The following is a 13,101-nucleotide window of genomic DNA, read 5'->3' as shown; positions in this document are numbered from 1 at the left end:
CGGCACTGAATCCATGACCCAAACGCATTTCGGTTTCCAGCAGGTCGACGAGAACGAGAAGGCCACCAAGGTCCGTGGCGTCTTCGACTCGGTCGCTTCCAAGTACGACCTGATGAATGACGTCATGTCGGCCGGCATGCACCGGGCCTGGAAGGCCTACACCGTGCAGGTTGCCAACCTGAAGCCGGGCGAGCGAGCCCTGGACATTGCCGGCGGCACCGGTGACCTGTCGCGCGCCTTCGCCCGCAAGGTCGGCGAGACCGGGCTCGTCGTGCACACCGACATCAACGAGGCCATGCTACGCCAGGGCCGCAACCGCTTGCTGGACGAAGGCCTGATCCTGCCCACCAGCCTGGCCGACGCCGAAAAGCTGCCCTTCAAGAGCGAGAGCTTCGACCTCGTCAGTGTCGCTTTCGGCCTGCGCAACATGACGCACAAGGAGCAGGCCCTGGCCGAGATGTGCCGCGTGCTCAAGCCGGGCGGGCGGCTGCTGGTGCTGGAGTTCTCGCGCATCGCCGAGCCGCTGAAGAAGCCGTACGACTGGTACTCCTTCAACATCCTGCCCAAGCTGGGTTCGCTGTTCGCTGGCGACGCCGAGAGCTACAAATACCTGGCCGAGTCCATTCGCATGCATCCCGACCAGGCCACGCTCAAGGCCATGATGAAGACGGCCGGATTCGGCCACGTGGACGTGCACAACCTCAGTGCCGGCATCGTCGCCCTGCACGCCGGGATCAAATGTTGACCCCTCGCTCAGTCTTGCCCTGCTGGACGCGGGCAGCCTGATCGGCCTTGCAGGCCGCGCAGCGGTCAAGCCCGCTGCTCTGCGGCAGGCACGGCGAGTCCACTGGACTCACCATGTCCGGCCTCAGCCCCCGGGGGGATGGCGATGCTTGCCGCATTGAGCGGCAAGCATCGCCTGAGCGGGCCGGCTAGGGAGCGGCCCGTCGCTCGGCCCGAAAGTCGAATACCGAATATTGCGTATCGAATGACGCCGGAAGGCGTCATCCTCAATCGCAAGCGACCACCCCCCAAGAACGTGGGATCTTGGGAACTTCCCGCTTGTATTTGCTCTAACTGCCGGTCGCCGACGAACCCAGTTATGGCTTCGTGGGCCCCGCAGAAGCGACATATCGCGCCGCTACACTCGTTCGCTCTTTGGGGCGGGTGCCCTTTCTCTGCATAACAAGGACCTTCATCAGATGGCAAACCGACAGAACAAGCACCGTGCCCACCTGCTCTTGGCAGTCGTCGCCGTTGCGGCGCTGCTGACGGCCTGCGGTGGTGACAAGGGCGACAAGGCATCCCAGACGGCGGCCAAGGTCAACAAGGAAGAGATCACCGTCCACCAGATCAATTTCGTGCTGCAGCGCCAGCAGGGCCTCAAGCCGGAGCAGGCCGAGGCCGCCAGCCGTCAGGTGCTGGAGCGCCTGATCGACCAGGAACTGGCGGTCCAGAAGGCGCAGGAGCAAAAGCTCGACCGCGACCCGCGCGTCGTGCAGCAGATCGAAGCCGCCAAGCGCGAGATCATCGCCCGGGCTTACGCCGAGCGCGTTGGCGAAAGCGTTGCCAAGCCCAACAACGAAGAGATCGCCAAGTACTACAACGACAAGCCGGCCCTGTTCAAGGACCGCCGCATCTACAGCCTGCAGGAACTGCAGATCGAGGCCAAGCCGGAGCAGTTCGAGACCATCCGCGCCAAGCTCGCGGCGGCCAAGAACCTCAACGAGTTCGCTGAATACCTGAAGTCCGCCGACATCCGCTTCAACGGCAACCAGGCCGTGCGCGCCGCTGAGCAACTGCCCCTGGCCGGCCTGGACGCCATTGCCAAGATGAAGGATGGCGACTCCATGGTCAGCCCCAGCCCCAACGGGATGACGGTGCTCTTCCTCGTCGGCTCGCGCAGCCAGCCCGTGGATGAAGTCCGCGCCCGCCCTGCCATCGAAGCTTTCCTGATGAACCAGCGCAAGGCCGAAGTCGTGCAGAGGGACATCAAGGCGCTGCGTGACAGTTCCAAGATCGAATACGTCGGCAAGTTCGCGCAGGCGGCTTCGGCGGCTGGCGGTGTGACGCCTGTTGCGCCTGCGCCCGTGGCGCCGGTCACCTCTGAGGCGCCTGCTCCTGCTCCCGCTGCTGCCCCGGCGGCCAGCGGTCTTGATTCGGCTTCGATCTCCAAGGGTATGGGTCTGAAATGATGAAGATTCGTTTTCACCAACTGCTTCTTGCCGCCACTTTCGGTTTGGCGGCCGCGTGCGTGCAGGCTCAGGCTCCTGCCCCTGCCAAGGCGGCTGCTCCCGCCATGGCTGAATATCATCTGGGCGCTGGCGACGTCGTCCGTGTGGTCGTGTATCAGAACCCGGACCTGACACTCGAAACTCGGGTGTCAGAAACAGGCGTCATCAGCTACCCGTTGCTCGGCAACATCCGCATTGGCGGCTTGGGCGTCAGCGCCGCCGAAAAGCTCATCGCCGAAGGCTTGAAGAGCGGCAACTTCGTCAAGTCGCCACAGGTCACGCTTGTCCTGATGCAGATCAAGGGCAACCAGGCCAGCGTGCTGGGCCAGGTCAACCGCCCCGGCCGCTTCCCGATCGAAACCGCTGACATGCGCATGACCGACCTGCTGGCCAATGCGGGTGGCGTTGCGACGACGGGCGGTGACCAACTCGTGCTGACCGGCATGCGCAACGGCAAGCCCTTCCGCACGGAAATCGACCTGCCCACCGTCTTCGGTCCCGCCGCGGAGCAGGGCCGAGTCAACGATGTGCTGATCCAGAACGGCGACGTGCTCTGGGTGGACCGTGCTCCGCTGGTCTATATCTATGGCGAGGTGCAGCGCCCCGGGCCGATGCGCCTGGAGCGCGGCATGACCCTGATGCAGGTGCTCGCGGTTGGGGGTGGCCTGACCCAGCGCGGTACCGAGCGGGGCGTCCGTGTGCACCGAAAGTCTGCCGATGGGCGCGTCCAGGTCGTCACGCCCGCGATGGACGAGAAGGTCCAGGACGGGGACGTCGTTTACGTGCGTGAAAGCCTCTTCTAAGAGCTCTGAGCCAGGACGGGAACAATGACTTTTGCTCAATTCATCGCTGTCTTGCGCGCCAGAAAGTGGGCGGCGCTTGGTGTTTTCGCGTTTGTTGTCACGGCGATCGTCGTGATCAGCCTGGTGCTGCCCAAGAAGTACAAGGGCGAAGCCAGCGTGGTGATCGACGTCAAGCCCGACCCGATCACCGCGTTCGTCAATCCTTCGGCGATCATGCCCAGCTTCATGGCGACGCAGCTGGATATCCTGATGAGCGATCGCGTTGCGCTGCGCGTCATTCGCGATCTCAAATTGACGGAAGTTCCGGGTATTCGGGAGCAGTGGCAGGACGATGGTGAAGGGAAGGGAACCATCGAGCAGTACGTGATTCTCTTTCTGCAAAACTATCTTGACGTCAAGCCGAGTCGGGAAAGCAACGTCATCAATATTTCGTTCAAGAGCCAGGATCCCACCTTCGCCGCCGCGCTGGCGAATGCATACGCAAAGGCTTATATCGCCACCACGTTGGAACTGCGCGCGGACCCTGCGCAGAATTTCAGGAAGTTCTTCGATACGCAAACCCATGACGCCCGCGAAGCGCTTGAAAGAGCCCAGGCCAAGCTGTCGGCCTTTCAGCGTGAAAAGGGAATCATCGCCACGGACGAACGGCTCGACGTCGAGAACGCGAGATTGAACGAACTCAGCAGTCAGCTGACGCAGCTGCAGGCCATCTCCGCGGAAAGCTCGAGCCGCCAGACCCAGGCCCAGGGCACCCAGACTGATCGGCTCCAAGAGGTGATCAACAACCCGGTGATTGGGGGCCTGAAGCTCGACTTGAGTCGCGCGGAAGCACGGCTGCAGGAACTGTCGCAGCGCCTGGGAGACGCGAATCCGCAGGTGGGCGAAACGAAGGCCAATATTGCCGAACTGAAGCGCAAGATCGACAGCGAAACGACGCGGATTTCGGGCGGCGTCTCGGTCAGCAACACGATCAACAAATCTCGTGAGGGGCAGGTCCGGGCCTCGCTGGATGCTCAGCGCATGAAGGTTCTTGAACTGAAGTCTTCGCGGGACGAGGTCACCGTCCTGCAGCGGGAGGTCGAGAATGCGCAGCGCATCTACGATGGTTTGGCCGCCCGCCTGAGCCAGACCGGACTCGAGGCGCAGAACACGCAGAGCTATGCCAGCATGCTGACCGTCGCGCTGCCGCCCGCGGAACACAGCAGCCCGAAACTCTTGCTGAATACGGCAGTCGGTATCTTGCTGGGCGGTTTGCTGGCGGTGGGCGTCGCGCTCATCCTCGAATTGAACGACCGCCGCATTCGCGCGCTGGAGGATGTGGTGACGGCATTGGGTCTTCCGGTGCTGGGCACGCTTCCCAAGCCAACGGCAAAACGGTTCAACCCCGCACGTCCGATGCTCCATTCGCCTGGCGCACCGGCGCTCAGCGCCCCTGACTCCGGCCGGAGCATTTGATGACGTCTTACGAAAACGTGGCTGACCGCTCCATAGGGAGCATCCTCAAGGACCTGCGGCTGCTGTCTGCCGATCAAGTCGAAAAAATCGTCCAACAGCAGCGAAGTGAGGGCCTGCGCTTTGGCGAGGCAGCGGTCGCACTCGGGTTCGCGAGCAATGACGACGTCATGTTCGCCCTGGCCCAACAGTTCCACTATCCGCTGGCAGCGGACGATGAGCGGCGCAAGGCCAATCCCGAGCTCGTCGCCCTGAACCAGCCGTTCGGTGTGCAGGCCGAAAGCTTCCGCGCGGTGCGCAGCCAGATCATGATGCGGCTCTACAACGAGGGTCAGCAGCGCAGAGCGATTGCCGTGGTGAGCCCCGACAGTGGCGACGGAAAGACCTACTTTGCGGCGAACCTCGCCGTGGTTCTGGCCCAGCTTGGCGGGCGTACCTTGTTGGTCGATGCCGACATGAGGCATCCGCGTCAGCACGAAGTGTTTGGCGTGAGTAACGATGCCGGCCTTTCCGGCATCTTGAGCGGCCGCGCGGAGGCCAAGGTCATCCAGCAGGTGCCTAACGTGCAAAGCCTGTTCGTCCTGCCCGTGGGCACCACGCCCCCGAACCCGCTGGAACTGGTTGAACGGCCCGCATTTGGCCTGCTCATGCGCGAGCTGGCCACGAAGTTCGATCATGTCGTGGTGGACAGCCCGGCCGCTTGCTATGGCAGCGACAGCGTGGTGATCGCTGCGCGATGTGGCGCGGCGCTGGTTCTTGCCCGCAAGGATCACGGGCGTATCTCGGCGCTACAGGATCTCGTCGGCAACTTGGCGGAAACGCCGGCCGTCGTGGCAGGTGTGGTGGTCAACGAATTTTGAGCAACTCCGGCCAGCGTGCTGGGCAATCCGTCTAACGTTTGAGAATTGGTTCCACGGGACATGTTGAAGGTTTCGGTATCTAGTCCGACGGCTCGAGGCGTCCCGTGGAGCAACTATTGGACGGTGTGGTTGCCCCTGCTCGTTGCCTTTGCGCTCATGTACGTGCCGACCTATGTCGGCCTCTCGCAGACCGTTTGGGCATCGGCGGAACAAGGCCACGGCCCGATCATCCTGGCCATATCGTTCTGGTTGGCTTGGCGGCGGCGTGAGCAGGTTGCTGCGCTGCCCGACAACAAGGGCAGCTTCCTCGTCGCCGGCCTGCTGTTCGCCGTCGGCATGCCGCTCTACCTGCTCGGCCGCACGCAGCAGCTCGATAGCTTCGAAGTGTTGTCTCAGATCTTCGTGCTCGCCGCGGTCTGTCACTTGATGAAAGGGTCGGCAGGCCTGCGAGTATTGGCGTTTCCGCTGTTGTTCATGCTGTTCATGGTGCCCTTGCCCAGCGTGCTCGTGCAGGTGGTCACCACGCCTCTCAAGGCGGCAGTTTCCTATGTCGCGGAATCCATCATGCACATGGCCGGCTACCCGATCGCGCGCAGTGGCGTGATCTTGTCGGTCGGCCCTTATCAACTGCTGGTGGCCGATGCCTGTGCCGGTTTGAATTCCATGTTCACGCTCGAAGCGCTGGGGCTGCTGTACATGAATCTGATGGGCTACACGTCACCGCTTCGGAACGTCTTGCTCGCGTCGGTCCTCATTCCGGTGTCGTTCTGCGCGAATATCGTTCGGGTCATCATCCTGGTGTTGATCACCTACCATTTCGGGGATGAAGCGGGCCAGGGGTTTGTCCACGGTTTCGCGGGGATGGTCCTCTTCATGGTGGCACTCTTCCTGATGCTGGTCGTCGACAAGCTGATCGGGAAATTCGTGCCGGCCACCCGGGCGCGCACTGAATTGGGTTGAGCTCATGAACCAGCGATCCCCTCTCCCTTTGCGCCGCCGGGCAGTGCTGGCGGCGGGGCTCATGACCGGCGCCGCCGTGGCGGGCGAGCTGCTCCAGCCCAAGCCGACGATCACGCGGCCCGATCAGATGCCGGATCTTGACCGGATCATCCCGCAAGCTTTTGAGGGCTGGACGCTGGATCGAAGCATCGTGCCGCTGGAGGTGGCGGCGGACGTCGCCAACACGCTCAATGCGATCTACGACAAGATCCTCTCGCGCACCTACGTCAACCGTGCTGGCGAACGGATCATGTTGTCGCTGGCCTATGGAGCCAACCAGTCGCGCGCATTGCAGCTCCACAAGCCAGAGGTTTGTTATGCGGCCCAGGGATTCAGGGTCAGCCAATTGCATCCCGACGTCATGCATGTGGGGGATTCGTCGCTGCCCGTGATGCGACTGATTGGCCAGCTCGGCAGCCGCGTCGAACCCATCACCTACTGGATGCGCATCGGGGATGACGTGGTCAGGGGCTGGTTCGAGCAGAACCGGGCCCGCCTGGCCTACGGGTTGAACGGGAAGATCCCCGACGGTCTGCTGTTCAGGGTGTCCATGATTTCAGGCGACACGAGCGCGGCGTACCAGCTGCAGGACATTTTCGTCAACGCCCTCTTGAGAGGCATTCCGAAACAGCACCGATCGGTGTTGCTCGGCAGTGTCGCGTTCAACGCGTAGCGGCGTCGAACGGCAATCACAGGTCTGAATCTTGCTCGCCGGCTTCGGGCGGTGTTGATGTAGCCCTGCGCCAAACTTTTGATCACCACTCATGTCGAGCGACACCAAAACCAGCCTCCAACGTGCCGCCAGCAAGATGCTGGGCGGCAGCCTGGCTGTGGTCGTGCTGCAGGCGATCAACTTCGCGCTGCTGGCGCGCAGCCTGGGTGCTGCTGAGTACGGCACATTGGCCACCATCAATTCCGCCGCCTCGCTGTTGTTGCCGCTGGCGGGGTTGGGTTATGGCTCCGTGATGCTGATGCGCGTCGCGCGGGAAGCGCAACACGCACCGGTTGCGCTCGGCAATGCGTTGAGCGTCCAACTGGTCACCGGGTCTGCAGGCGCGGCCATTGGGGCTGCTGCGGTGGTGATGATCTCGTCCACGCCGGTCGCCTTCGGCGTTGCCCTGATCGTCCTGCTGGGCGAACTGGTTTTCATGCGAACCGCTGTCACAGCGGCTCAATTGTTCAGTGCCCTGGAGCAGCAGGGGCGCGCCTCCGTGATCAACGTGGCGACATCCTGTGCGCGCGTGGCCAGCGTTCTCGTCGCGATCATCGTTTCCGACCGCGTCACGGCACTGGTGTGGGCCTCGTTGTTCCTGGCGTTCTCGATCATGTTCGCCGCGGCGCTGATCTGGTTCATGGCCCGCGCGGCGGGCGGCCTGTCCGTCGAGTGGAAGGCGATCGGCAAAGACCTCGGGCATGGCACCGATTTCTCGCTCGGCACGCTGGCCAAGGCCATCTACACCGATGCGGACAAACTCGTTCTGGCGCGTTTCGGCACCGCCGCCGACGTGGGAACCTATGCGGCGGCCTACCGGGTCGCGGCGATGTCGTTCATGCCGGTGCGCGCCATGCTCGACGCGGCGGCGGGCAGGTTCTTCCGGCAAGGGCAAGGCGGAATTGCACAGGCGCTGGCCTTGTCGCGGCGGGTGCTCACGTTCGCTTTGCCTTACTCGTTGGGAGTCGCCGCCGTGTTGGTCCTGGGCGCTGATTATTTGCCTCTTGTTTTTGGCGCGGGCTATGCGAAGGCCATCCCCTTGATCAAATGGCTGGCGGTGCTGCCTGTGATCCAGGCTGTTCACTACACCTTGTCTGACGCCTTGTCTGGCGCGGGGTACCAGCGCTACCGGATGGTGGCCCAGTTTGTCGTCGTCGTTTTCTATCTTGCGACGGCATTGGTCGTGATACCGCAATTCAGGGCGCCGGGTGCCGCCCTCACATGCCTGGCGAGCGAACTGTTGCTCGCGGTCATCATCGCCGCCCTCGTTATCACCCTTTACCGTCGCCAGAAGGAGTCGCGTTGAATATCCTGATCGCCACGCATGAATATCCGCCGTACCCCGGAGGTATTGGTCGGTATTGTGCCGAGGTGCGAAGCGCCGCATTGGCCCGCGGGCACCGCGTCGATGTACTGGCGCCTGATTTTGCGAGAAGTGCTACAGCGCCGTCGCAGGACGACGCTGGGGTGTTCAGATTTCCTGGCGACGTGTATTCGAACCGGACGCTGCTCACCGTCATTCGTGCATTGCGGCGGCAACTGAGGCAGCGGACTTATGACGTCGTCCACGTCGCCGACTGGCCCCTGCTGCTGGCGTTGCCGTGGAGCGGCGTGCCCCGTGCGGTGAAGACCGTCATGACCTTCCACGGCACGGACGCCATCGTCCTCGGGCGGTCTCGTTCGGCGAGATGGTTGAGGGCTCGCCAGGCCGTCCATCGCCTGGACCGCGTGTGCGCCAACAGTGCGTTCACGCTCTCGCTCGTCGAGCGGGAACTCGCGCCGCCCGCATCCGTCGAGCGCCGGGTTACGCCCCTCGGCGTGGCGGAGTACTGGGCTGAGCCGGCCAGCGCCGAAGAGCGCGCGCAAGTCAGGCGGCTGTGCGGGGCGACCGAGGGAGACCGCATCGTCCTGACCGTGGCGCGGCTCGACCCGCGCAAGGGCCATCTCCGGGCGCTGCAGGCTATCGCCCAACTGCCGCCAGGCCAGCGCCAGACAATCTGCTACCTGGCCATCGGACGGCCCGTCGACCCCGTTTACGCGACGCATCTGCAGTCCGAGGCCAAGCGCCTGGGCGTTCGCGCGACCTTCGCGGGCGCGCAGCCCGACGCCATCGTGCGGGCCGCGTATGCCGAGAGCCGCGCCTTCCTGTTGGCCGCAGAGCCGGATCAAGAGCGCGTCGAAGGCTTCGGCCTCGTGTTTCTGGAGGCGGCGTTCCAGGGCCTGCCCACCGTCAGCACCGCCGCCCATGCGGTGCCCGAAGTCGTTCAGGACCGCGTCACCGGTTTCCTCGCGAAACCCGGCGACACCGCCGACATCGCAGCACAGCTGCTCGCCATGCTCGACGCCAACGCCGCCGGCCAGCTTGCCGGCGCCTGCGTGGCGCGCGCCCGCGAGTTCAGCTGGCAACGGTGCGCTGACCTCACTTATGCCGATTTGTAGGAGGGGCTGACGTGCGTGTGTTGATGGTGAATTCCTTTTACTTCCCTGACCAGGTCGGCGGCGCCGAGCGGTCGCTGAAGATCCTGGCGGATGCCTTGACCGCCGACGGGCATGAAGTGGCCGTGCTGGCCACGGGCGAACCGGCGGCCGAGACCGAACGCGTGGGGCAGGTGCGCGTTTTCCGCCGCCCCTCGGCCAACATTGCGCGGCGGCTGCCCGCCAGCCTGCCATCGGGCTTGCGCAAAGCCGCCTTCCACCTCCACAACACCTACACCGCGGGCAGCTTGCGCCATGCCGACGAGGCACTTGACGCATTCCGCCCCGACGTCGTCCACACCAACAACCTCGCCTGGCTGTCGGTATCGGTCTGGGGCGCCGCGTCACGCAGGCGCATTCCCATCGTGCACACGCTGAGGGACTACGCCCTCCTTTGCGCCAACTACGGCTTCTTTCGCGGCGGCCAACCCTGCGGCACTGATCGCTGCTTCCAGTGCAAGCTGCTTTCGGCCAACAAGATTGCCGCGACCCGGCAGGTGACGGCCGTCGTGGGCAACAGCCGCTACACGCTGGACCGTCACCTCGAGGAAGGCGCGTTCCCGCAGGCGCGGCACTCCGTCATCTACAACGGCTACCGCACCGATCAGCCCATCGATGCGCGGCGCCATCCCAGGCGCGACGGGCGCCCCTTCGTGGTGGGCTTCATTGGCACCTTGACGGCGCACAAAGGCGTCGAGATGCTGCTCAAGACCTTTGCCGGCCTCGTTCGCGGCCCTTGGCAGGGCCATGCCGTCGAACTGGTGATTGCCGGAGAAGGAGAACCGAGCTACACCGCTCATCTAAGGGCCTTGGCTGAGGGCTTGCCGGTCAAGTTCCTGGGTGTCGTGCCGCAGCCTGAGTTCTTCAAGCAGGTCGATGTTTGTGTGGTGCCATCGTTGTGGGCCGAGCCCTTGTCGCGGGTTCTGTTCGAGGCTTTCGCCCACGGCGTACCCGTCATCGCCTCCGCAACCGGCGGCAGCGGTGAGCTCGTCAAGCCCGGAGAAACGGGCTGGTTGTTCGACATCCATGCAGCGGATGGCCTGGCTGTTCAGCTCCAGGCCGCCTACGACGACGCTGACCGCTACGAGGCGATCAGCAGGACGGCTCTGGCGCTGGCGGCCACCTTCAGGCCAGAGCGCGTGGTCAGCGAGTACATCGACCTGTACGAAACCGTGCAGCACCGGGGGTAAGGACCTATGGGTTTCATTGCAGCTTCGCTGAAAACGCCGGGCGCTTCCACGCGTCAGCCAGCGTCCACCGGCAACCTCTTCCTGAGCGTCGGAGGGATCCTCTTCGTTGGCATCTGGACCGTGACACTGATGGGCGGCGCCTGGGACTATCTCTTCAAGCGGCTGCATGCACCGACGCCCTCCGTCACGCTGCTCACGCTGCTGGTGCTGGCGATGTTCTCGCTGCGCCTGCTGAATCGCGGTCGCGAGATGGCGATCGGCGCGCCAGACATTATTGCGGCCACGTGGCTGTTCGCCGCTTTTCTATTGCTGGCAGCAATGGTGAACGCAAACACGCAGTCATTGCCCGTGGTGGGGATACTCCTGTCCTTTCACGTGTATTTCTTCTATCTGATGTTTTTCGCGGTCTCGCCCATAGTTTCGGGCTCGGTGAAATCGGGACCACTGACGATGTATTTGGTCGCTTTTGGTGTCGTTATGGCAGCAATTGGGGTGGCGCAGGCAGTTACTAAAAATCTTTTCTCGTTCGGCTATTACATCACTGCTTCCGTCAATTCCATTAATGCGACGACGGGAGGGCGCGTCAGGGGCTCCGCATTTTTCTCGCATGCAGACGACCTGGGTATATTTTTGTGTATTCCCCTGGTGATCTGTCTTTACAGATCACTTCTCGCGCCGGCATTCTCCAAACGGCTTGCTTGGCGACTTGTCGGGCTCGTTCTTCTCGCTGGCTGCATCGCCACGCTAACCAGAGCGGTCTATCTGACCGCGGTAGCGGTTTCGCTTCTCACAATATGGGGATACTTGCGGTCAAAGGTCAACCGTGCATCGTTGTTTCCGGTGTGGCTGCCCATTGTTTTAATGGTGGCTGGAGTTGGCGTGTTCTTCCTGCGGTATGTGATCGAAGCGTTCATCATGAACGTCGATGCACTCAGGGATTTTAGGTATTTGGTGTCGGCCAAGTCGCTCGACGCTCGACTCTATGGTGTCAACTATTACCTCCACTACTTGAATGTCGAGGGCCCATTGGCATGGCTCTTCGGTTTGGGTTGGGTGTTCAACTCGAACATCAAAGCGGGCGTGCCAATTGACAATGGGTTTCTTGGAATAGTGGTCAGTTGTGGTCTGGCGGGAATGTCCTTTTGGCTGTACCTTTCGTGGCGTATTTGGGTGGTAATTAATCGAATGGCCGGCGCGGGTGGAGGTGCTTTGGCTGTGCCGCTGGCATCGTTCTATTGCGCGTGGCTGATGATGAGCGTGTTTGGGCTTTATTATGAGCCCTTTATGGTCGCTGTATTGCTCGTCGCTACATTGCCTGCTCAAGAAACCGGTAAATTCCTTTTGCCCAGATATGCCCGCTGAGCGTCTTGATTGGATTGACAGGCTGAGAGGGATCGGTATCGTCCTGGTTGTTCTTGGGCACAATCCGTGGCTGAAGAATCATCAGCTCCACGCTGCGATTTATTTGTTCCACATGCCGTTGTTCTTTTATGCGGCTGGCCTAGTGCACAAAGAGGTTCCGCTCACAAGGTATCTTCGCAGCCGTCTTCGGGCATTGTTGGTCCCATATTTGGTTTGTGGTGTATTATTTTCTTTAATAGCTGCGAAATTGGATTGGCGAGCGCTTGTTGCGAACTTGATCGGCGTGATTGCAGGCGTAGGCGACCTCATGCCGCAGCCACACATTTGGTTTCTTCCATGTCTCTTCCTGGTCGGCGTCGCTCAACTTGTGACGCTTCGCAACACAAGTGAAATGCGCACGCCGCGTTTACTTGTTATTTTGCTTGTTCTGCTAATTTTCGCACAGACGTCCCGTTATGCCATGCCGGGTATTGAAATCGACCGTGATACCGTCACCTATCGGGCACTCCCTTGGTCCTTAGATCTTGTGCCCGTAGGTTTAGCGTTTTTTGCGTTCGGAATTACAGTTAGGCGACGTTATTTACATCTCGTAGGAAGTTCAGCTCATCACCCCGTATGGATCTTAGTGTTGGCCGCCTTGGTGGCTGCCATCGGTTGGTACGCTTCAGGTCTAGGCTTAATGGTTCTCGATTTGAATCATCGCCTCATTGAGGGCGTTGGCACATTGCCCTTCGCTGTTGTTTGCGTCTTGGTCGTGTCAGGACTATGCGTTCTGATCCGCGGTAAGGCGGGTTCGGCATTGGAGTACATAGGGCAACGATCGCTGGTGATTTTCCTGTTTCACTACTATGTGCAAAGCAGGATTAGCACTCGCATAGATGGGTTCGGTGGTGCGATGGTTGGATTTTCATGTGGGTTGATAGTGCCGCTTGCTCTTGATTTCGCAATTCGAAAATATGCTGTTTTGGAATGGATTTTTTACCCCAAGAAGACCACATAAATAGGGGCAAATTA

12 protein-coding genes are annotated in these 13,101 nt (G+C 61.8%); all 12 read left to right on the top strand.

What is annotated here, in order from left to right:
- Window positions 1-13: 13 nt before the first annotated feature.
- The 12 genes from ubiE to AC1DW0_RS14800 all read left to right on the top strand — a co-directional run bounded on the left by ubiE (window position 14) and on the right by AC1DW0_RS14800 (window position 13,087).
- A complete protein-coding gene (ubiE, locus tag AC1DW0_RS14855) occupies window positions 14-745 on the top strand; it encodes a bifunctional demethylmenaquinone methyltransferase/2-methoxy-6-polyprenyl-1,4-benzoquinol methylase UbiE (RefSeq protein WP_457353817.1) in 732 nt (243 codons plus the stop codon).
- 457 nt (window positions 746-1,202) lie between these two features.
- A complete protein-coding gene (locus tag AC1DW0_RS14850) occupies window positions 1,203-2,195 on the top strand; it encodes an EpsD family peptidyl-prolyl cis-trans isomerase (RefSeq protein WP_056204130.1) in 993 nt (330 codons plus the stop codon).
- Window positions 2,196-2,299: 104 nt separating this feature from the next.
- The gene (epsE, locus tag AC1DW0_RS14845; RefSeq protein WP_235532104.1) at window positions 2,300-3,037 is read left to right on the top strand and encodes a polysaccharide export protein EpsE; all 738 of its coding nucleotides are present in this window, start codon (window positions 2,300-2,302) and stop codon (window positions 3,035-3,037) included.
- A gap of 24 nt (window positions 3,038-3,061) precedes the next feature.
- A complete protein-coding gene (gene epsF / locus AC1DW0_RS14840; RefSeq protein ID WP_457325249.1) occupies window positions 3,062-4,492 on the top strand; it encodes a chain length determinant protein EpsF in 1,431 nt (476 codons plus the stop codon).
- Window positions 4,492-5,349 carry a CpsD/CapB family tyrosine-protein kinase gene (locus tag AC1DW0_RS14835; RefSeq protein ID WP_056204125.1) on the top strand — a complete coding sequence of 286 codons (858 nt, stop codon included), beginning with the start codon at window positions 4,492-4,494 and terminating at the stop codon, window positions 5,347-5,349. Before epsF ends, AC1DW0_RS14835 begins: the two co-directional genes overlap by 1 nt.
- A gap of 123 nt (window positions 5,350-5,472) precedes the next feature.
- On the top strand, window positions 5,473-6,309 hold the full coding sequence (gene xrtB / locus AC1DW0_RS14830) for an exosortase B (RefSeq protein WP_477946734.1): 837 nt from the start codon (window positions 5,473-5,475) through the stop codon (window positions 6,307-6,309).
- A gap of 4 nt (window positions 6,310-6,313) precedes the next feature.
- On the top strand, window positions 6,314-7,021 hold the full coding sequence (gene epsI, locus AC1DW0_RS14825; RefSeq protein WP_082533011.1) for an exosortase-associated protein EpsI, B-type: 708 nt from the start codon (window positions 6,314-6,316) through the stop codon (window positions 7,019-7,021).
- Between the two features lie 91 nt (window positions 7,022-7,112).
- Entirely contained in the window at window positions 7,113-8,366 is a 1,254-nt protein-coding gene (locus AC1DW0_RS14820; RefSeq protein WP_457353811.1) for a lipopolysaccharide biosynthesis protein, read from the top strand.
- Window positions 8,363-9,499 (top strand): glycosyltransferase family 4 protein, encoded by a 1,137-nt coding sequence (locus tag AC1DW0_RS14815; protein WP_162247866.1) that lies wholly within the window; start codon window positions 8,363-8,365, stop codon window positions 9,497-9,499. Before AC1DW0_RS14820 ends, AC1DW0_RS14815 begins: the two co-directional genes overlap by 4 nt.
- 11 nt (window positions 9,500-9,510) lie before the next feature.
- Window positions 9,511-10,725, top strand: coding sequence for a glycosyltransferase family 4 protein (locus AC1DW0_RS14810; protein ID WP_157282113.1), 1,215 nt, complete (start codon window positions 9,511-9,513; stop codon window positions 10,723-10,725).
- Window positions 10,726-10,731: 6 nt separating this feature from the next.
- A complete protein-coding gene (locus AC1DW0_RS14805) occupies window positions 10,732-12,087 on the top strand; it encodes a hypothetical protein (RefSeq protein ID WP_056204108.1) in 1,356 nt (451 codons plus the stop codon).
- Complete coding sequence (locus AC1DW0_RS14800) at window positions 12,077-13,087, top strand: acyltransferase family protein (protein ID WP_477946639.1); 1,011 nt, start codon at window positions 12,077-12,079, stop codon at window positions 13,085-13,087. The genes AC1DW0_RS14805 and AC1DW0_RS14800 overlap by 11 nt, the downstream gene beginning before the upstream one ends.
- The last annotated feature ends 14 nt before the right edge of the window (window positions 13,088-13,101 follow it).

The sequence above is a fragment of the Roseateles sp. P4_D2 genome, from assembly GCF_056401875.1.
The sequence above is the reverse complement of the archived record's forward strand: the minus strand, read 5'-3'. Positions and strand labels throughout refer to the sequence as shown.